This is a genomic window from Caulobacter radicis, from assembly GCF_003094615.1.
Lineage (GTDB): Bacteria > Pseudomonadota > Alphaproteobacteria > Caulobacterales > Caulobacteraceae > Caulobacter > Caulobacter radicis.
On the sequence record NZ_QDKO01000009.1, the window covers coordinates 71,863 to 91,450 of the forward strand.

Here is a 19,588-nt window from a genome sequence, read left to right on the forward strand (position 1 = left end):
GCTCGAAGCGCGCTCCCCCCCATAGCCGCCATCAAATCCACCTGCTTTGTGAAGGCTGTCGGTAGCAGATGGAGGTCCTTGCACGAGGGGGCGGAACGACGGGCTGCGGCAAAGGGCGCGCCTCGTGCGGCGCGCCCTCCGTGTCGGCTAGGCCCCGACCAGTTGCTCGCGCGCGGCTTTCGCGGCGGCGACCATGTTGGCGAGGGCCGGTTCGACCTCCTCCCACTTGCGGGTCTTCAGGCCGCAGTCGGGATTGACCCACAGCTGGGCCGGCGACAGGCGCTGGCCGGCCTTGGCCAGCAGGTCGAGCATTTCGTCGGAGGCGGGGCTGCGGGGGGCGTGGATGTCGTAGACGCCGGGGCCGATCTGGGCCGGGTAGGCGTAGGCCTCGAAGGCGTCGAGCAGCTCCATCTTCGAGCGCGCGGTCTCGATGGAGATGACGTCGGCGTCCATGGCGCCGATGGCGGCGATGATGTCGTTGAACTCCGAATAGCACATGTGGGTGTGGATCTGGGTCTCGTCGCGCACGCCGCTGGCGGCGATGCGGAAGGCCTCGACGGCCCAGGCGAGATAGGCGTCCCAGTCGCCGCGGCGCAGGGGCAGGCCCTCGCGCAGGGCGGCCTCGTCGATCTGGATGATCGCCGCGCCGGCGGCCTCGAGGTCGACGACCTCGTCGCGGACGGCCAGGGCGATCTGGCGGCAGGTTTCACCGCGGGGGATGTCGTCGCGGACGAACGACCACTGCAGGATGGTGACCGGGCCGGTCAGCATGCCCTTCATCGGCCGGGCGGTGAGGGATTGGGCGTAGGCCCACCACTCGACCGTCATCGGCGCGGGGCGCGAGACGTCGCCGTAGAGGATCGGCGGGCGCACGCAGCGCGAGCCGTAGGACTGCACCCAGGCGTGCCGGGTGAAGGCAAAGCCGTTCAGCCGCTCGCCGAAATACTGGACCATGTCGTTGCGCTCGAACTCGCCGTGGACCAGCACGTCGAGGCCGATCTCCTGCTGCCAGGCCACCGCGCGGGCGGTCTCGGCGCGCAGGAAGTCGGCGTAGTCGGCGTCGGCCAGCTGGCCCTTGGCGTGGGCGGCGCGGGCCTGGCGGACGGCGGCGGTCTGCGGGAACGAGCCGATGGTGGTGGTCGGCAGGGGCGGCAGGTTAAGCCTTGTCTGTTGCAGCACGATGCGCTGCTCGAACGGCGTGGCGCGGGCCGCGTCATCGGTGGTTACGGCGGCGGCGCGGGCCTGGACGGCGGGGTCGTGGATGCGCGGCGAGGTCTTGCGCGAGGCGACGGCGGCGCCCGCGGCGTCGAGTTCGGCGCGAACGGCGGCGCGGCCCTGGTTGAGGGCCTTGGCCAGGATCGCCAGCTCTTCCAGCTTCTGCACGGCGAAGGCCAGCCACTGGCTGACCTCGGGGTCGAGATCGGTCTCGATGGCGAGGTCCAGCGGGGTATGCAGCAGCGAGCAGGACGGGGCCAGGATCACGCGGTCGGGGCCGCGGGCGGCGACGATCGGCTCGACCCGGTCGAGGATGGCCGTCAGGTCGGCGCGCCAGACATTGCGGCCGTCGACGACGCCCAGCTCAAGAACGAGGCTGTCGCGGGCCAGGGCGATGACGGCGTCGAGGTCGCCCGGGGCGCGGACGAGGTCGAGGTGCAGTCCGTCGACGGGCAGGTTGGCGGCCGTCGACAGGTTGTCGCCGTAGGTCCCGAAATAGCTGGCCAGCAGGATGCGGATGCGCGGGGCGGCGTGGGTCAGGGCGCCGTAGGCGCGGCGGATTTCGGCGCGCTCGAAGTCGGTGAGGTCGAGCGCCAGGCACGGCTCGTCGATCTGCACCCAGTCGGCGCCGGCCTGGGCCAGGCGTTGCAGGACCTCGGCGTAGACGGGCAGCAGAGAAGACAGCAGCGACAGCGGCTGGAAGTCCCCATGCGGGTTGGGGTCCTTGCTTTTCGCCAGTTTGAGGAAGGTGACGGGGCCCAGGATCACCGGGCGGGTGAAGATCCCCTGCGCCTTGGCCTCGAGGAAGTCGTCGACGACCTTGGTCGAGGTCAGGGCGAAGGCCTGGCCGGGCGACAGCTCGGGGGCCAGGTAGTGGTAGTTGGTGTCGAACCACTTGGTCATCTCGAGCGCCGGCAGGCCGGTGGGCGAGGTCTCGTGGGCGCAGCCGTGGTCGCAGGCCTGGCGACCCTGCGTGCCGCGCGCCAGGGCGAAGTAGAGGGGCAGGTCGACCGGTCCGCCGGTCCAGCCGTAGGCGGCGGGAACCGCGCCGACCATGACGGCGGTGTCGAGCACGTGGTCGTACAGCGAAAAATCGTTGCTGGGCACGTGGTCGACGCCCAGGTGCGCCTGGCGGCGCCAGGCCAGGGCGCGCAGGGTGGCGGCCTCGGTCTGGAGCCCTTCAGCGTCCAGGCGGCCGGCCCAGTGGGCTTCGAGGGCGGTCTTCAGGCGGCGCTGGGGGCCGATGCGGGGAAAGCCGAGGGCGGCGACGGTGACGGTCATTTCTTAGCCTCTGTCTCGATGGTGACGGAGGCTGGACGGGGCGCAGGCGCACAGGCGCGCGAACGGGATGGCCGACCCGCGCCTGGAACTCGCGACCAGACCGGGCACCCCGCCGGAGGACGTTATCTGTCGAGGCAGGTCTCCTGGCTCGCGGGTCAACGCCGCCGTCCTGGCCTTCCCGGCGCCCCACCGAGTCGAGTTCGGGGCGCCAGTGACACGTATCGGACGGCCGCTCGCCGCTTACAGTTGCGGGGGCAGCGCCGGTTTCACACCGGCTTCCCTCTTAGCTTTGGGCGCGAAACGCCCGCAGACCACGACCCCCTTATCAAGCCTGGGGTCGCGCGCCTTGTCAATTGGGACATAAAGATATCTTTATGTGATCTCCGATTGCGTCGGAGCGTGGCCTTGGCCCGTGACAGGACGTCGCACACCGTTCATAAACCCCGCGTTCAGTCTCCATTCAGCCGTCCCCGGCTAAACCGGACGCCATGAAGCCGATCCGAGCCATACTCGCCGCAGCCGCCATCGTCGCCGCCCTCCCGGGCGCGGCTCTGGCCCAGCGCGGCCCTGACTCCCTGGGCGCCGACTGGCGCGCCCGGCAGGACCAGGCGCGCGGCGGCGTTCAGTCGGGCCGGCTGGTGCCGCTGAGCGTGGTCATCGACCGCATCTCGCGCCGCACCCCCGGCCGCCTGCTCGACGCGGGCCTGGAAGGGCGCAACTATCGCATCCGCTGGGCGACGACCGACGGCCGCCGCATCGACTTCATCGTCGACGCCGAGAGCGGCCAGATCCTCAGCGGGGGCTAAGGAGTTCCTAGGTTAACATGCGCATCCTGCTCGTCGAAGACGATCCCGACCTGTCGCGCCAGCTGAAGCTGGCCCTGGCCGACGCCGGCTACGCGGTCGACCATGCCGCCGACGGCGAGGAGGCCCAGTTCCTGGGCGAGACCGAGCCCTATGACGCGGTGATCCTCGACCTGGGCCTGCCCAAGGTGGACGGGGTGTCGGTGCTGGAGCGCTGGCGGCGCGGCAGCGTCGCCACGCCGGTGCTGATCCTCACCGCCCGCGGCGCTTGGAGCGAGAAGGTCGCCGGCTTCGACGCGGGCGCCGACGACTACCTGACCAAGCCCTTCCACACCGAGGAGCTGCTGGCGCGCCTGCGGGCGCTGCTGCGGCGCTCGGCCGGCCACGCCGCGCCGAGCCTGACCTGCGGCGGCCTGCGCCTGGACCCGCGCGCGGCGCGGGCCAGCGTCAACGGCGAGCCGCTGCGCCTGACCTCGCTGGAATACCGCCTGCTGCACTACATGATGATGCACCAGGGCCGGGTGATCGGCCGCACCGAGCTGGTCGAGCACCTGTACGACCAGGACTTCGACCGCGACAGCAACACCATCGAGGTGTTCATCGGCCGGCTGCGCAAGAAGCTGGGCGCCGACCGCATCGAGACGGTGCGCGGCCTGGGCTATCGCCTGATCCCGCTGGAAGGCGAGACGGCCGGGTGATCCCGCGCGGCGGCGCCTGATGCTGCTCGGCTTCCGCAAGCGCTCGCTCGTCCGGCGGCTGGTGCTGCTGGCGGCCAGCTGGACGCTGATCGTCCTGCTGGCGGCCGGGGCCTTCCTGACCGCCCAGTTCCGCGACGCGGCGATCCGCCGGTTCGACCAGTCGCTGGCGGTGCTGACCGACGACCTCTACGCCGGCTCGGCGGTGGAGGACGGGGTGCTGAAGGCGCCGTTCCTGACCGACATCCGCGCCACGCGGGCCTATTCGGGCCGGTACTGGACGATCTTCGCCCAGCGCAACGGGTCGCTGAAGGCGGTAGAGCGCTCGCGCTCGCTGTTCGACAGCGACCTGATGCTGTCGACCGCCCAGGTCGACCGGCTGACCGCCGACCCGGGCAAGACCCAGTTCTTCGACATGCACGGTCCGCAGGACAAGCCGCTGCGGGCGGCGGCGATCCTGGCGCGGCTGCCCAACTATCCCGATCCGGTGGTGTTCATCGCCGCCGAGGACCGCTCGCCGATCGACGCCGACGCCGACCGCTTCGGGCGGATCACGATCTTCGCCCTGCTGCTGCTGGGCGCGGGCCTGATCCTGGCCATCGTCGTGCAGGTGCGTTTCGGCCTGCAGCCGATCTTCCGCCTGCGCCGCGAGATCGCCGACGTGCGGCGCGGCAAGGCCGAGCGGCTGGCCGGCCCCTATCCGGTGGAACTGGAGCCGCTGGCCGAGGAACTGAACGGCCTCCTGGCCCACAACCAGGAAGTCGTCGAGCGCCAGCGCACCCACGTCGGAAATCTCGCTCACGCCCTGAAGACGCCGCTGTCGGTGATGCTGACAGAGGCCAGCCAGCAGGGCGGCCTTCTGGCCGAGGTGGTCGAGCGCCAGGCCCAGACCATGCGCGAGCAGGTCGACCACCACCTGCGCCGGGCGCGGGCGGCGGCGCGCTCGCAGACCAGCGGCGAGCGCACGCCGGTCGAGCCGATCCTCGACGAGCTGGCGGTGACGCTGGAGCGGATCTTCCAGGACAAGGACGAGGGCCGGGGCGTCGAGATCGACTGGCGCTGCCCCGAAGACCTGTGCTTCCAGGGCGAGCGGCAGGACTTCATGGAGCTGGCCGGCAACGTCATGGAGAACGCCGGCAAGTGGTCGAAGGCCAGGATCCGGGCCGAGGCGAAACCGGACGGCGAGGGCAAGATGCTGCTGATCGTCGACGACGATGGTCCGGGCATTCCGCCCGAGCAGCGGGCCCAGGCGCTCAAGCGCGGCCAGCGGATGGACGAGCACACCCCGGGCACGGGCCTTGGCCTGTCGATCGTCGACGAGCTGGCGCGGGCCTATGGCGGCTCGGTGACGCTGGACGATTCGCCGCTGGGGGGGCTGCGGGTCGTGCTGTCGCTGCCGCGCGCCGAGGGTTAACGCTACCGGGCGCCATTTTGGGGCGAGCTCGCTGTCGCGGAGGTGGAGCCGAGGGCCCCGCGACCATTCGCCCGACCTTCCCGCATTGAAAAAGCAGCGGTTTCGGAAAGTTTTAACCTCGTCCGCAACATGGTTGACGCTGCCAGGACCCCCCAGTTCCCGGCGGAGATCCATGGCCGCACTCGCCGCGCAAAAACTGCAGATCATCCGGACGCTGGTCGAGACCGCGCCCGATGCGGCTCTGCGCAGTCTCGAGCTGGCCCTGGCCAATGCGACGGGCGGGGCGCTGTCGACCGTGAGGGCCCTCGTCGAGGACGAGACGGCCGACCGCTACGTCCGCAACACCATCCTTTCGCCGATCGCCCCGCTGTGCCAGCCGCGCGCGGCCGACCTGCCGCAGTTTCCGCGCCGGGCGCTGGCCCTGCTGTGGATCGCGCTGAAAGCCGAGGCCCCGCGCCAGGTCGCCGAGGGCGCGGCGCGCTGCAATCCCTGGGACCTCGACAACGGCGCCCCCGACGTCTTCAACCAGCTGTGCAAGATCGCCGCGCGCGGCCTGCGCGCGCCGGCCCGGCCCGAGTTCGAGGCGGTGGGCCAGATCTGCGACGCGGCGGCCCTGGCCGACTATCTCGACCTGTCGGTGATCGTCCGCAACGCCCTGCCGCGGCTGTCGGAATGGGTCAGCCGCATGAACGGCGAGCGGGCGGCCTCGGCGCGCCTGGCCTATCGCGACGCCTGCGCCATCAGCGGCGACGCCGGGCCCCGGATGTTCGAGATGCTGGCCGCGCACCTCCCCGAGCCGTGGCGGATCCTGCGGGTGATCTCGGCGGTGATGGACCGTCCTAACGACCGCTACCTGGCCTCGTCGGAGGTCAAGGCCTTCGGCGAGCGGATGCTGGCCGACATCGAGGCCAGCATCGAGCAGGTGCGCGGCTTCGACCTCGCCGGCGGCGTGGCGGCCGGGCGCGAGGCGGCCGCCAGCGCCCAGCGCATCGCCAACCAGCTGACCGAGTTCGAGCAGGCCGTGGACGTGGCCAAGGACGGCCCCTGGGGCAAGCGGATCTCGAAGTTCAAGCAGGCCGCCGCCCAGGCGGCCGAGGCGCGGATGAACGCGGCCGACAAAGAGCTGTCGCTGGCCCTGCCGTCGCGGCCGATCTCGATGATGGGCAAGATGGGCGGCGGCAAGGGCGTGCCCAAGCTGGACGCGGCGCCTGACGAGGCCCTGGTGCGCCGGGCGGCGGGGGCCCTGTCCTTCATCGAGGACCTGCGCCCCTGCGCGGCCCAGGCCGGCTATGGCGCGACCCGCACCAAGGCGCTGGAAAAGCTGAACCAGCGCCTGGACCAATACATCGAGGACTGCCTGCACGTGGCCCGCACCGGCGAGGGCGGCGACCCGCAGATCGCCCGGGCCTATCTCGACATCGCCGCCGGCTACATCGTCCATACGCGCGACGAGAAGACCGCCGAGATCGTCCGCCGCCGCGCCGTCGCGGCCATGGCGGCCTAATCCCTCCCTTAAGAGCGTTTTTTCACTGACGGGCGGACGCTTCTCCGGCTAACAGCGATCTCATGATCGGTTTCTGGCCATGATAGGCTTCTGGATCGCCGCCGCGGGTCTGTCCGCCGCCGTCGCCGCCCTGGTGCTGCGAGGCGCGGCGCGTGGCTTGGCGCCCGCCGGGGACGATCCGGCCATGGCCGTGCACCGCCGCCAGCTGTCCGAGATCGACGAGCTGGCCGAGCGCGGCCTGTTGGCGGAGGGCGAGCTGAAGGCCGCCCGCGCCGAGGCCGGGCGTCGCCTGCTGGCCGCCGCCGACCAGAGCACGGCCTGGCCCAGGGAGGGTCTTGGCCCGCGCCGCGTGACGGTGATCGCCGCGGCCGCCGCGCCGCTGCTGGCGCTTGGCCTCTATGTGGCTGTCGGCGCGCCGGGCGCGCCCGACCAGCCGTTCGCCAAGCGAGTGGCCGAGTGGAAGGCCGGCGATCCGGCCATGCTGGACCCGCCGCGCATCGTGGCGATCCTCGAGCAGGCGGCCCGCGGCAAGGACGGCGCCAATCCCGAGCTCTATCGCAACCTCGCCATCGCCCGCATGGCCGGCGGCGACGCGGTCGGCGCGGCCGAGGCGCTGCGCAAGGCCGTGCGCCTGGCGCCGCAGCGCGCCGACCTGTGGACCGCGCTGGGCGAGGCCTTCGTGACCAGCGAGGAGGGCCAGGTGGGCGCCGACGCCCGCACGGCCTTCGCGCAGGCGCTGGAGCGAGACCCCAAGAACCTGTCGGCCCGCTATCACCTGGCCAAGGGCGAGATCGCCGACGGCAAGCTGGAGACGGGCCTTGCCGGCTGGCGCGCGGTGCTGGCCGACCTGGCCGTGGACGACCCGCGTCGCCCGGTGCTGGCCGCCGAGATCGACCGCACCGCCCAGGCCGGCCGCCTGGTCGACGCGGCCCCGCAAGCGGCCGCCGCCGGCGAGGTTACGCCCGACATGATCCAGGGCATGGTCGAAGGTCTCGCTCAACGCCTGGCCGCCGCGCCCGACGATCCCGAGGGCTGGGTGCGACTGGTGCGCGCCTATGCCGTGCAGGGCGACGCCGCCCGCCGCGACGCGGCCCTGAAGGACGCTTCGGCGCGCTTCAAGGACCAGCCTCGGGTGCTGGCCGCCCTGCGCCAGGCCGCCGACACGCCCCCGCAGAATCTGAACGGCCGATGAGCTTTCTCCCGAAATCCCGCAAGGCGCGCCGGCGCCTGACCATCCTGCTGGCGATCGCGCCGGTCGCCGCCCTGGCCGTGGGCCTGGCGCTGTACGGCATGCGGGACTCGATCTCGCTGTTCTACACCCCCGCCCAGGCCCAGGAGGCCAGGGTGCCCGCCGGCCGCAAGGTGCAGCTGGGCGGGCTTGTCCAGGCCGGCAGCGTGGTCAAGCATCCCGACGGCCTGGTGGAGTTCACGGTCGCCGACCAGAAGGCGACCAGCAAGGTGCGCTACCAGGGCGACCTGCCCGACCTGTTCCGCGAGGGGCAGGGGATCGTCGCCACCGGCGCCTTCGACGAGGGCGGCGTGTTCGTCGCCAAGCAGGTGCTGGCCAAGCACGACGAGCGCTACATGCCGCGCGAGGTGGCCAAGGCCATCAAGGAGCAGGGCGAGTGGCGCGGCGAGGGCGCGCCTCCGCCGTCCTATGGTCCGGAGAAGGCCGCCCAATGATCGTCGAGTTCGGCGCCTTCGCGCTGGTCCTGGCCCTGGCCCTTTCGGTCGCCCAGACGGGTCTTTCCGCCGCCGGCGCGTGGCGGCGTTCGGGCGTGCTGGCCGGGGCGGGGCGCGGCGCGGCCCTGGGCGCCTTCGCGGCCCTGGCCTGCGCCTTCGCGGCGCTGATCTACGCCTTCGTCGGCTCGGACTTCTCGGTGGCCAACGTGGCGGCCAACTCCCACACCGCCAAGCCGCTGCTCTACAAGGTGGCCGGCGCCTGGGGCAGCCACGAGGGCTCGATGCTGCTGTGGTGCCTGGTGCTGACCGGCTACGGCGCGGCCGTGGCGGTGTTCGGCGAGCGCCTGCCGCCGCGCCTGCGGGCCTGGGCCGTGGCCGTGCAGGGCGCGCTGGGCGTGCTCTTCCTGGCCTATACCGTCTTCGCCTCGAACCCGCTGACCCGCCTGGCCGACCCGCCGGTGGAGGGCCGTTCGCTCAATCCGCTGCTGCAGGACTGGGCGCTGGCCGTGCACCCGCCGTTCCTCTACGCCGGCTATGTCGGCTTTTCGGTGGTGTTCTCGTTCGCGGTCGCCGCCCTGATCGAGGGCAAGGTCGACGCGGCCTTCGCCCGCTGGGTGCGGCCCTGGACCCTGGCGGCCTGGAGCCTGCTGACCGTCGGCATCACGCTCGGCGCCTTCTGGGCCTATTACGAGTTGGGCTGGGGCGGCTGGTGGTTCTGGGACCCGGTCGAGAACGCCAGCTTCATGCCCTGGCTGATCGGCGCTGCGTTGCTGCACTCGGCCATCGTGCTGGAAAAGCGCGGCGCCCTGCCGGGCTGGACGGTGTTCCTGGCGCTGGCGGCCTTCGGCTTCTCGATGCTGGGGGCGTTCCTGGTGCGCTCGGGCGTGCTGACCAGCGTGCACGCCTTCGCCGTCGACCCGACGCGCGGCGTGCTGCTGCTCACCATCATGGGGATCGCGGCCGGGTTCGGCTTCCTGATGTTCGCCATCCGCGCGCCGAGCCTGAACGCCGGCGGCCTGTTCGCGCCGGTCAGCCGCGAGAGCGCCATCGTGCTCAACAACATCATCCTGTCGGCGGCGACGGCGACGGTGCTCTTGGGCACGCTCTATCCGCTGATCCGCGAGGCCATGGACGGCGAGGCCGTCTCGGTGGGCCCGCCGTTCTTCAACCTGACCTTCACGCCGCTCTTGGTGCTGGCCCTGGCCATCCTGCCGGCCGGGCCGCTTCTGGCCTGGAAGCGGGGCGACGCGCGCCTGATGGTGCGCCGCCTGTGGCTGGCCCTGCTGGTCGCCGCGATCCTGGGCCTCGTCGCCTACGCCGTGGTGACCCCGCGCAAGGCGCTGGCGAGTCTGGGCCTCGTCCTGGGCTTCTGGCTGATCGGCGGGGCGCTGGCCGAGCTCTTCGAACGGGTGAAGGCCTTCCGCGTCCCCTGGGCCGAGGTGCGTCGCCGGGCCGGCGGCCTGCCGCGCGGAGCCTGGGGCACGACCATCGCCCATGCTGGCCTTGGCCTGTTCGTGCTGGGCGCCAGCTTCGAGACCGCCTGGAAGGTGGAGACCGCCCAGGCGCTGTCGGTGGGCGGCGGGTTCGAGCTGGGCGGCTATGTGCTGACCCTGACCGACGTCGGCACGCTGGAAGGCCCCAACTACCTGGCCGAGCGCGGCATCGTGCGGATCGAGAAGCAGGGCGGGGGGCCTGTCTGCACCGCCCAGCCCGAGCGGCGGTTCTTCCCCACGGGCGGCCAGACGACCTCGGAAGTGGCGCTGTGCCCGCGCGGCCTGGACGATCTCTATGTCGTCATCGGCGAGCGCCGGGCCGGCGCGAACGGCCAGCCGGCCTGGCTGGTGCGGGCCTATGTCAATCCGTGGGTGCGGCTGATTTTCCTGGGACCGCTGGTGATGGCGCTGGGCGGCATCGTCTCGCTGTCGGACCGCCGGCTGCGCATGGGCGTCGCCAGAAAAGCCAAGGGAGCGCAGGCGTGAAGGCCTTCCGCACCCTCGCCTTGGCCATGGCCGCCATCGCCTGCATGGCCGCCGCGTCCGACCCTTCCGAACGCCTGCCCGACCCCGCCCAGGAGGCCAGGGCGCGCGATCTGTTCAAGGAAGTGCGGTGCCTGGTCTGCCAGAACGAGTCCATCGACGACTCGGAGGCCGCTCTGGCCCGCGACCTGCGTCTGCTGGTGCGCGACCAAGTGAAGCAGGGGCGGAGCGACGCGCAGATCCGTGCGTTCCTGACGGAGCGCTACGGCGAATTCGTGCTGCTGAAGCCGCCGTTCTCGGCTGGAAACGCGGTGCTTTGGCTTACGCCGCTGGCGGTTCTGCTGGCCGGCGGGGGGCTGATGGTCGCGCTGCTGCGGCGTCGGCGGGTTCCGGAAGCCGGGCCTGAAGCGCTGTCGGCGGAGGAAGAAGCGCGGCTGAAGGGACTACTCGAGGGCGAATGACACGATTGCGCCCTGATGAGGCCGCAAGAAACGCCGCGAGGATGAAGGAAAGATAATCCTGGAACCGTTGCACGAATTGCTGGTGCAACTAGGTTCTGTTCGAGAACCCGGCGCGGAGCGTCGTGGGTGAGGAAAGACGAAAGATGGCTGCTCGGAAGTCAGGATTTATTGTTGGCGCCGTCGCGGGGGCCGGCGTTGCTTGCGCCGCCCTGGCCGGCGTGGGCATGCGCATGGGACCGGCCGGCGCGGCCGAGCAGGAGCCGTCGCTGGTGCGCGCTTCGGCGACCAGCGCCCCGATGTTCGCCCCGCCGCCCGGCGCGCCGCTGTCCTTCGCCGACATCTTCGAGAAGGTCTCGCCGGCCGTCGTGCAGATCGACGTGACCTCGAAGGCCGACCCGAAGGCCCGCCTGCGCATTCCGGGCCTGGAAGGCCTGCCGTTCGACATCGTGCCGCGCGGCCAGAAGCCGGGCGAGGAGGGCGAGGACGCCCAGGCCGCGCCCAAGCAGCAGTCCTCGGGCTCGGGCTTCTTCATCTCGGCCGACGGCTACATTGTCACCAACAACCACGTGGTGGCCGACGCCGACACCGACGGCATCAATGTCGTCATGAAGGACGGTCGTGAGCTGAAGGCCACCATCGTCGGTCGCGACGAAAGCACCGACCTGGCTGTGATCAAGGTCATCGACCCGCAGGCCAAGGGCGCGGCGTTCCCGTTCGTGAACTTCGAGAACCAGGCCCGTCCGCGCGTCGGCGACTGGGTGATCACCATCGGCAACCCGTTCGGCCTGGGCGGCACGGCTACGGCCGGGATCATCTCGGCCTATGGCCGCGACCTGGGCGACAACTCCTCGCAGTTCGTCGACTACATCCAGATCGACGCCCCCATCAACCGCGGCAACTCGGGCGGTCCGTCGTTCGACATCTACGGCCGGGTGATCGGCGTGAACACGGCGATCTTCTCGCCGACCGGCGGCTCGGTGGGCATCGGCTTCGCGATCCCGGCCGACGTGGCCGAGGCCACCGCCAAGCAGCTCATCAACGGCGGCAAGGTGGTGCGCGGCTACATCGGCGCCCAGATCCAGCCGTTCACCAGCGAGATGGCCGAGGCGCAAGGCCTGGCCGGGACCAAGGGCGCCATCGTCGCCGACCTGGTGCCGGGCGGTCCGGCCCAGCGCGGCGGCCTGATGCCCGAAGACGTGGTCACCAGCGTCAACGGCGTGGCGATCAAGAGCGGCTCGGAACTGACCCGCGAAGTGGCCAAGGCCCGTCCGGGCGAGGTCATCAAGCTGGCCGTGCTGCGCGGCGGCAAGCCCCGCACCGTCGAGATCCGCTCGGGCGTGCGCCCGACCGAGAAGGAACTGGCCGACAACGACAACGAGGACGGCGGTGACAAGGCCGCTCCGGCCAAGCCGGCGGCTCCCAAGGCCGAGGCCCTGGGCATGAGCCTGTCGCCCCTTGATGACGCGGCCCGCAAGGCCAACGGCATCGACAGCGCCGTGAAGGGCCTGCTGATCGACAGCGTGAAGGCCACGTCCGACGCCGGCGAGAAGGGCCTGCGCAAGGGCGACGTGATCAGCAGCATCAACGGCGAACAGGTCGTCACGATCGGCGAGGTCAACGCCGCCATCGACGCGGCCAAGAAGCTGCAGCGTCCGAGCGTCAACCTGCGCATCATCCGCGCCGGCCGCCCGACCATCATCGCGATCAAGATCGCTCCCTGAGCGCCCCTTCCATCGTGAACGATCAGCCCCGCCTCGATCCGTCGAGGCGGGGCTTTTCGTATGTGACCAAGGTTTAAGGGACGGCCGCGCGCGAAGCCGGTATCCAGTCGCCAACTATCGCGCCGGTCGATAGAATCGGGAGAACGTCGATTGTTCTCTGTCGGCGCACGAGGGGTTGGCTGATGCGTATTCTGATTATCGAGGACGATCTCGAGGCCGCCGGCGCGATGTCCCATGGCCTGACCGAAGCCGGCTACGCCTGCGTCCACGCGCCCGACGGCGAGGCCGGCCTGGTCGAGGCCGGCAAGGGCGGCTTCGACGTACTGATCGTCGACCGCATGATGCCCAAGAAGAACGGCGTCGAGGTGGTCTCGACCCTGCGCCGCGAGGGCGACCAGACGCCTGTGCTGTTCCTGTCGGCCCTGGGCGAGGTCGGCGACCGCGTCGACGGCCTGAAGGCCGGCGCCGACGACTACCTGGTCAAGCCCTACGCCTTCCCCGAACTGATCGCCCGCGTCGAGGCCCTGTCGCGCCGCCGCGAGACTGGAGCCGTTGCGACCACCCTCAAGGTGGGCGAGCTCGAAATGAACCTCATCAACCGCACGGTCCATCGCCAGGGCAAGGAGATCGACCTGCAGCCCCGGGAGTTCCAGCTGCTGGAGTTCATGATGCGCCACGCCGGCCAGTCGGTGACCCGCACCATGCTGCTGGAGAAGGTGTGGGAATACCACTTCGACCCGCAGACCAACGTCATCGACGTGCACATCTCCCGCCTGCGCAGCAAGATCGACAAGGGGTTCGACCGGGCCATGCTGCAGACCGTGCGCGGGGCCGGCTACCGGCTCGATCCGTAGGCGGCTCGTCGGACCCGTGTTAGGCTCGTGGCCATGAACAAGCCGTCCAAGCCTTTTACCAAGGACGTCGCCACCGATCCGGAGCTCTCCGAGGCGGACCTCGATGCGTGGCTCTCGCGGAACGAGGATGCGCTGGAGGCGCTCGTCGCGGAGGCGGACGCCCAGGGCGGTGAGCGCTCGGTGCTCGATGTGGAAAAGCTGATCGCAGAGGAGACCTCCCGGTTTCTTCAAGTCCAGCGCAAGTCCTGACCCGTCCACCGTGCCGCCGCGTTTCGTCACCACGGCCAAGGCTGAGGCGGACCTTCGCGACATCTTTCGTCAGGTCGCTTCCGACAACGGGCTTTCGGCGGCGTCGGCGGTGCTGAGAAGACTGGAGGCGGCCTTGCCAAACCTGGCGGCTTTTCCGCACCTTGGCCGGGCTACACGCCGCGGCGCGCGCGTTCACAGCGTCAAGCCGTGGATCATCGTTTATCGCCCGATATCGGGCGGCGTCGAGGTGCTGCGGGTCTTGGACGGCCGGCGCGACCTTGACGCTCTGATCGGTAAGAAGACCTGATCCATGCGCCTGCCGCGCCTCGTTCGATCGACGCCTTTTCGGCTCACCCTGCTGTTCCTGGCCCTGTTCGCGGCGGCGGCGACGGCGTTCCTCGGCTATATCTACATCGCCACCGCCGGCGAGGTGGATCGGCGCGCCGACGCCGAGATCACCCGCGAGATGGAGAGCCTGGAGGCGGCCTATCGCCAGGGCGGGGTCAACGCCCTGAACCAGACCCTGGTCGAGCGGGCCATCGGCGAGCGGCCGTTCCTCTATTATTTCGCCGACAAGACCGGCAAGCGGATTACCGGCTCGATCGAGGAGTCGCCGATCGACGACTTCACCGGGTCGGGGCCGACCTGGCGCAGCTTCACCCTGACCGAGACCGATCTCGACGGCGCCGCCGTTCGGCGCTCGGCCCGGGGCGTGCAGGAGCGGCTGGCGGGCGGCGAGATCCTGTTCGTCGGCGCCGACGTCGCCGAGTCCCAGGGCTATGTGATGAAGATCGTCCGGGCCCTGTGGGGCGCAGGCGCGCTGGTGATCATCCTTGGCCTGGCCGGCGGGGTGCTGATCAGCCGCAACGTCAGCCGCAGCATGCAGGGCCTCGTGGACGTCGTGAACGCCGTCCGCGGCGGCGACCTGCACGCCCGGGCCAAGATCCGCGGCGCCCGCGACGAGTACGACGAACTGGCCGAGGGCCTGAACGACATGCTCGACCGCATCGAGCGGCTGATGGGCGGTCTGCGCCACGCCGGCGACGCCATCGCCCATGACCTGCGCAGCCCCCTGACCCGCCTGCGCGCCCGCATGGAAGTGGCCCTGATCGACGCCGAGAACGGCAAGGGCGATCCGGTGGCCGCGCTCGAGACGGCCCTGGCCGACGCCGACGGCGTGCTCAAGACCTTCAACGCCGTGCTGGCCATCGCCCGCCTGCAGGCCGCCGGCCAGGCGCCCGACCAGAAGACCTTCGAGGCCAGCGACCTGGCCACCGACATGGCCGAGCTCTACGAGTTCTCGTGCGAGGACAAGGGGCTGGACTTCAAGGCCGAGATCACGCCGGCCCTGTCCCTGCGCGGCAACCGCGAGTTCATCGCCCAGGCCCTGGCCAACCTGCTCGACAACGCCATCAAGTATACGCCCGAGGGCGGGGCGATCATGCTGCGCCTGCGCCGCCGCTCGTCGGGCGAGCTGGAGTTCTCGGTCACCGACACCGGCCCCGGCGTGCCCGAGGAGGACCGCGCCCGCGTGGTTCAGCGCTTCGTTCGCCTGGAGAACAGCCGCAGCGAGCCGGGCGCGGGCCTTGGCCTGTCGCTGGTACAGGCGGTGGCCGCCTCGCACGGCGGCCGGCTGGAACTGGCCGAGGGGCCGGGCGAATACAACGGCATGGGCCCGGGCCTGCGCGTGGCCCTGGTGCTGCCCCGCGTCGAGTAGGCCCGCGACCTATTCAGGCGGCGAAGCGGCCGCCTCACAGGCCGCCAGCGCGTCGGCGGCCAGGGCGTCGATATAGGCCTCGTCCGACGGCTCGGCCCAGACCTTCAGGTCGGCGACCAGCGAGGGATGGGCGCACAGCGCGGCGGCCTCCAGCGCGGGGCCGGCCACGGCCTCGGCGGCGAGCGCGGCCTGCACGAAGGGCAGGGCGAGGTTGGCGTCGCGCTGGGCCAGGCCCAGCATCGCTTCGGCCCGGACGATGTCGTCTTCGTCCTCGGCGGCGCGCAACAGCGCCTCGCGAACCTCCGGGCCGTCGACCTCCTCCTGGGACAGCAGCAGGACCGCCCAGTCGCGGTTCGACCGGTCGGCGTCGGCGGTCAGCGCGATCAGCCGGCGCAAGTTCTCGTCGGCGCCTTTTGCGCCCGATAGCGGCGCCTGCTCGGCGATGACCAGCTTGAGAAAGTCGGAGGTCGGCTCGTAGCGGTCGGACATTGCGCCAGGATGGCGCCTGGGCGTTGGGATCGCAAACGCCCCCTCCTGCTCAATCCGGCTCCGCACGCTCCGGCGCGTTCGTCCCAGCGGTCGCGCGATACGTTCAAGCCCCATGAGGCGCCCTGGGCCACCTTGCACGGGCTCGGGGCCGCAACGAAACGCGCCCCGGATTGTTCGATGCAGAGGGCGACCGATGACCACCCAACCTTCCGACGACGGCGCCTCGCGCCGGGACGTCCTCGCCGTCGGCCTCGGCCTGGCGGCTTTCGCGGTCGCCCCGACCTTCGCCGCGGCCTCGCCCGCGAGCCCTACCCCAGGAGCCAAGACCATGAGCAGCGGTTTCGTCACGACCAAGGACGGCGTGCAGATCTACTACAAGGACTGGGGTCCCAAGACCGCCCAGCCGATCGTGTTCCACCACGGCTGGCCGCTGACGGCCGACGACTGGGACAACCAGATGATGTTCTTCTACGCCCAGGGCTTCCGGGTGATCGCCCATGACCGCCGCGGTCACGGCCGTTCGACTCAGACCGACACCGGCAACGAGATGGACACCTACGCCGCCGACGTCGCGGCCCTGACCGACCACCTCGACCTGAAGAACGCCATCCACGTCGGCCACTCGACCGGCGGCGGCGAGGTGATCCACTACGTCGCTCGCGCCAAGCCGGGCCGCGTGGCGAAAGCCGTGCTGATCGGCGCGGTGCCGCCGATCATGGTCAAGAGCGACAAGAACCCGGGCGGCCTGCCGATCGAGGTGTTCGACGGCTTCCGCGCCGCCACCGCCGGCAACCGCGCCCAGTTCTTCTACGACGTGCCGGCCGGCCCGTTCTACGGCTTCAACCGTCCGGGCGCGAAGGTCGACCAGGGCGTGATCTGGAACTGGTGGCGCCAGGGCATGACCGGCAGCGTCAAGGCCCACTACGACTGCATCAAGGCCTTCTCCGAGACCGACTTCACCGACGACCTCAAGAAGGTCGACGTGCCGGTGCTGGTGATGCACGGCGACGACGACCAGATCGTGCCGATCGCCGACTCGGCGCTGCTGTCGGCCAAGCTGGTCAAGAAGGGCGAGCTGAAGGTCTACAAGGGCCTGCCGCACGGCATGTGCACCACCCACCCGGAGATCATCAACCCGGACCTGCTGGCCTTCTTCAAGGCCTGACGAAAAAGGGGCGGCCGCCATGCGCGGCCGCCCTTTCCACTTTCACGGTCACGCTCTAGCGTCCTCGCCTGCAACTTGAAGCGAGGCCGACCGGATGCGTGGACCGACGATTTCGACCCTGGCGGTCGCCCTGGCGCTGGCCGCGAGCGCCGCGCACGCCGCCGAGACCAAGGTCGTCACCGCCGCGCGGCTGCTCGACGTCGCCACCGGGCGCTATGTGGACAAGCCGGTGGTGCTGGTGGTCGCCGGCCGGATCACCGCCGTCGGCAAGGCCGGCGATTTCGCGATCCCCCCGGAGGCCGAGGCCGTCGACCTGCCGGGCGCGACCCTGCTGCCGGGCCTGATCGACATGCACGTGCATCTCGACGCCTCGCCGGTCTATGGCGGCTACAATTCCCTGCAGTTCAGCGACGCCTTCTGGAGCGTGACCCAGACCGCCAACGCCAAGGCTACGCTGGAGGCCGGCTTCACCACCGTGCGCAATGTCGGCGCTGATCGCTTCAACGACGTGGGCCTGCGCGAGGCGATCGACGAGGGGATCGTGCCCGGCCCGCGCGTGGTCACCGCCGCCTACGCCATCGGGGCGACCGGCGGGCACTGCGACTCGACCTTCTTCCCGCCGTCGATGGACCAGAAGGCCCCCTACAACATCGACAGCCCCGACGAGGCCCGCAAGGCGGTGCGCACCCTGAAGAAGTACGGCGCCCAGGTGATCAAGATCTGCGCCACCGGCGGCGTCTTCTCGCGCGGCGACGAGCCGGGCCAGCAGCAGTTGACCTATGACGAGATGAAGGCCGTGGCCGACGAGGCCCACATGGCTGGCCTGAAGGTCGCCGCGCACGCCCACGGCGGGGCCGGCATCAAGGAGGCCATCCGCGCCGGCATCGACACCATCGAGCACGCCAGCCTCGTCGACGACGAGGGCATCAGGCTGGCCGCCCAGAAGGGGACCTGGTTCTCGATGGACATCTACAACACCGACTACACCCAGTCCGAAGGCCGCAAGAACGGCGTGCTGGAGGACAACCTGCGCAAGGACCGCGACATCGCCGAGGTCCAGCGCGAGAACTTCCGCAAGGCCCTCAAGGGCGGGGTGAAGATGATCTACGGCACCGACGCCGGGGTCTATCCGCACGGCGACAACGCCCGCCAGTTCGCGGTGATGGTCCGCTACGGCGCCACGCCTTTCCAGGCCATCCAGGCCGCCACGGTCAACGCCGCCCAAGCCCTGGGCCGCGAGAAGGACCTGGGCCAGGTGACCGCCGGCCGCTACGCCGACCTGATCGCGGTGTCGGGCGACCCGCTGGCGGACGTGACCGTGCTGGAGAAGCCGGTGTTCGTGATGAAGGGCGGGGCGGTGGTGAGGCGGTAGGGGGCAAAGCGTTCATGGAGGCGTCCTGGTGGCACCCAGCCAGCAGGCTATGCTGGCTTTTGCCGGGCGAGTTTCTTGTGTCTAATCGGCGACTTTCTACCCGAGGAGAGCTTTGGGTTGGTTGGAGGCTTGGGCGTTTTCGCTAGTTCGTCCTCCAGGTGCGACCAGGCAGAAGTTTTGCGCAATATGGCCAGCCAATAGCGCTTCTCGGTGCGAGTGCTACCCCAGCGCAAGTATCCTCCTTTGATGTCGACAGTCTTACGTGGCTTGTTGAGCAGCATTGCTTCGGCGATCATTCGCGACGTCGCGGTTTTGGGGTCGTCGAACATGTTGTCCAGTAGGATTTTTATCTGCCGTTTAACAGTCAGTGGCTCTCTGTTTGCGATAGCCTTTAGAATTTCACCTTCTCGCCAAACGACCAGAACGCCGTGATCTAGCCGGCAGTTGGGCTTGAATTCTGGTAGGTTGGATTTGGGCGGTCGGGCGGCGTTGAGAAAGGCGCCATCTATGTCGCGGATGCGCAAGGCGTCCTTGCCTATGCCTCCAGCCATAGTCTTTGCCATCTTCTTGAATTTGACCTCAAGAACCGCCCAGTCACCGGTTCTTTCATTGGCAAAAACGAAATCGATACGCCTGGAATCACCGCGCTGCCCGGGCCTGCGAGGAAACGGAAATTCGCGCTCCACATGGTAGCCGTTAGCCTCGGCTATCTCGCGGATTGGATCGTAGAGCGTGTTTTCCTCGTGGTGACGCACCTTTCGACGCATGTCTTCATAGGTCAGCCAGCCAGCGAGCCCTGAGGCAATGGTCGGTAGGATTTTCACGTCGCGCACTCGTCTAGCAGTTGAGAGCGTTAAGCTTGGCCATAAATTCTATACGAGTGTTTACGGCCGCCGCACCCAATGCGAGCGTTCCTATCTAGTTTCGATCGCCCCCCCCCCCCCGGTCCGTTCTGCGCCGGTGACGTGCCGGCCTGCGCCACACTGACT

At 70.0% G+C, this 19,588-nt stretch carries 18 protein-coding genes and 1 riboswitch; of the genes, 15 read left to right on the plus strand and 3 right to left on the minus strand.

All coding sequences use genetic code 11. The features are described from left to right. Window positions 1-147 precede the first annotated feature (147 nt). Window positions 148-2,496: a 5-methyltetrahydropteroyltriglutamate--homocysteine S-methyltransferase gene (gene metE / locus DDF62_RS02810; RefSeq protein WP_116487706.1), complete on the minus strand. Its 2,349-nt coding sequence runs from the start codon at window positions 2,494-2,496 to the stop codon at window positions 148-150. A 116-nt stretch (window positions 2,497-2,612) separates the two neighbouring features. Next, window positions 2,613-2,827, minus strand: a riboswitch (cobalamin riboswitch). Window positions 2,828-2,984: 157 nt separating this feature from the next. Between metE and DDF62_RS02815 the strand changes: the two genes are divergently transcribed. The 13 genes from DDF62_RS02815 to DDF62_RS02875 all read left to right on the plus strand — a co-directional run bounded on the left by DDF62_RS02815 (window position 2,985) and on the right by DDF62_RS02875 (window position 15,573). Next, window positions 2,985-3,302: a PepSY domain-containing protein gene (locus DDF62_RS02815; protein ID WP_101718416.1), complete on the plus strand. Its 318-nt coding sequence runs from the start codon at window positions 2,985-2,987 to the stop codon at window positions 3,300-3,302. Between the two features lie 17 nt (window positions 3,303-3,319). Continuing rightward, a complete protein-coding gene (locus DDF62_RS02820) occupies window positions 3,320-3,997 on the plus strand; it encodes a response regulator transcription factor (RefSeq protein WP_101718415.1) in 678 nt (225 codons plus the stop codon). Window positions 3,998-4,013: 16 nt separating this feature from the next. Further along, on the plus strand, window positions 4,014-5,408 hold the full coding sequence (locus tag DDF62_RS02825) for an ATP-binding protein (RefSeq protein WP_116487707.1): 1,395 nt from the start codon (window positions 4,014-4,016) through the stop codon (window positions 5,406-5,408). A gap of 172 nt (window positions 5,409-5,580) precedes the next feature. Further along, a complete protein-coding gene (locus DDF62_RS02830) occupies window positions 5,581-6,912 on the plus strand; it encodes a hypothetical protein (RefSeq protein ID WP_116487708.1) in 1,332 nt (443 codons plus the stop codon). Window positions 6,913-6,991: 79 nt separating this feature from the next. Then, on the plus strand, window positions 6,992-8,104 hold the full coding sequence (gene ccmI / locus DDF62_RS02835) for a c-type cytochrome biogenesis protein CcmI (RefSeq protein WP_116487709.1): 1,113 nt from the start codon (window positions 6,992-6,994) through the stop codon (window positions 8,102-8,104). Beyond that, the gene (gene ccmE / locus DDF62_RS02840; RefSeq protein WP_116487710.1) at window positions 8,101-8,595 is read left to right on the plus strand and encodes a cytochrome c maturation protein CcmE; all 495 of its coding nucleotides are present in this window, start codon (window positions 8,101-8,103) and stop codon (window positions 8,593-8,595) included. Before ccmI ends, ccmE begins: the two co-directional genes overlap by 4 nt. Beyond that, window positions 8,592-10,574 carry a heme lyase CcmF/NrfE family subunit gene (locus tag DDF62_RS02845; protein ID WP_116487711.1) on the plus strand — a complete coding sequence of 661 codons (1,983 nt, stop codon included), beginning with the start codon at window positions 8,592-8,594 and terminating at the stop codon, window positions 10,572-10,574. Before ccmE ends, DDF62_RS02845 begins: the two co-directional genes overlap by 4 nt. Continuing rightward, a complete protein-coding gene (locus DDF62_RS02850; RefSeq protein ID WP_244286685.1) occupies window positions 10,571-11,032 on the plus strand; it encodes a cytochrome c-type biogenesis protein in 462 nt (153 codons plus the stop codon). Before DDF62_RS02845 ends, DDF62_RS02850 begins: the two co-directional genes overlap by 4 nt. Window positions 11,033-11,175: 143 nt before the next feature. Next, window positions 11,176-12,753 carry a Do family serine endopeptidase gene (locus DDF62_RS02855; RefSeq protein ID WP_116487712.1) on the plus strand — a complete coding sequence of 526 codons (1,578 nt, stop codon included), beginning with the start codon at window positions 11,176-11,178 and terminating at the stop codon, window positions 12,751-12,753. Window positions 12,754-12,935: 182 nt separating this feature from the next. Next, window positions 12,936-13,607, plus strand: a complete 672-nt coding sequence (locus tag DDF62_RS02860) for a response regulator transcription factor (RefSeq protein WP_116487713.1) — start codon at window positions 12,936-12,938, stop codon at window positions 13,605-13,607. A gap of 33 nt (window positions 13,608-13,640) precedes the next feature. Further along, complete coding sequence (locus tag DDF62_RS02865; protein ID WP_116487714.1) at window positions 13,641-13,856, plus strand: hypothetical protein; 216 nt, start codon at window positions 13,641-13,643, stop codon at window positions 13,854-13,856. 10 nt (window positions 13,857-13,866) lie between these two features. After that, window positions 13,867-14,163, plus strand: a complete 297-nt coding sequence (locus tag DDF62_RS02870) for a type II toxin-antitoxin system RelE/ParE family toxin (protein ID WP_116487715.1) — start codon at window positions 13,867-13,869, stop codon at window positions 14,161-14,163. A 3-nt stretch (window positions 14,164-14,166) separates the two neighbouring features. Next, window positions 14,167-15,573: a sensor histidine kinase gene (locus tag DDF62_RS02875; protein ID WP_116487716.1), complete on the plus strand. Its 1,407-nt coding sequence runs from the start codon at window positions 14,167-14,169 to the stop codon at window positions 15,571-15,573. A gap of 9 nt (window positions 15,574-15,582) precedes the next feature. On the opposite strand, the gene DDF62_RS02880 is transcribed toward DDF62_RS02875, so the two are convergent. Next, window positions 15,583-16,062 (minus strand): HEAT repeat domain-containing protein, encoded by a 480-nt coding sequence (locus DDF62_RS02880; protein ID WP_116487717.1) that lies wholly within the window; start codon window positions 16,060-16,062, stop codon window positions 15,583-15,585. Window positions 16,063-16,390: 328 nt separating this feature from the next. On the opposite strand from DDF62_RS02880, the gene DDF62_RS02885 reads away from it, so the two are divergent. Then, window positions 16,391-17,227: an alpha/beta fold hydrolase gene (locus DDF62_RS02885; protein ID WP_205685389.1), complete on the plus strand. Its 837-nt coding sequence runs from the start codon at window positions 16,391-16,393 to the stop codon at window positions 17,225-17,227. A gap of 94 nt (window positions 17,228-17,321) precedes the next feature. Then, window positions 17,322-18,599: a Xaa-Pro dipeptidase gene (locus DDF62_RS02890; RefSeq protein WP_116487719.1), complete on the plus strand. Its 1,278-nt coding sequence runs from the start codon at window positions 17,322-17,324 to the stop codon at window positions 18,597-18,599. A 47-nt stretch (window positions 18,600-18,646) separates the two neighbouring features. On the opposite strand, the gene DDF62_RS25325 is transcribed toward DDF62_RS02890, so the two are convergent. Then, window positions 18,647-19,423, minus strand: coding sequence for a hypothetical protein (locus DDF62_RS25325; protein WP_133244874.1), 777 nt, complete (start codon window positions 19,421-19,423; stop codon window positions 18,647-18,649). Between the last annotated feature and the right edge of the window lie 165 nt (window positions 19,424-19,588).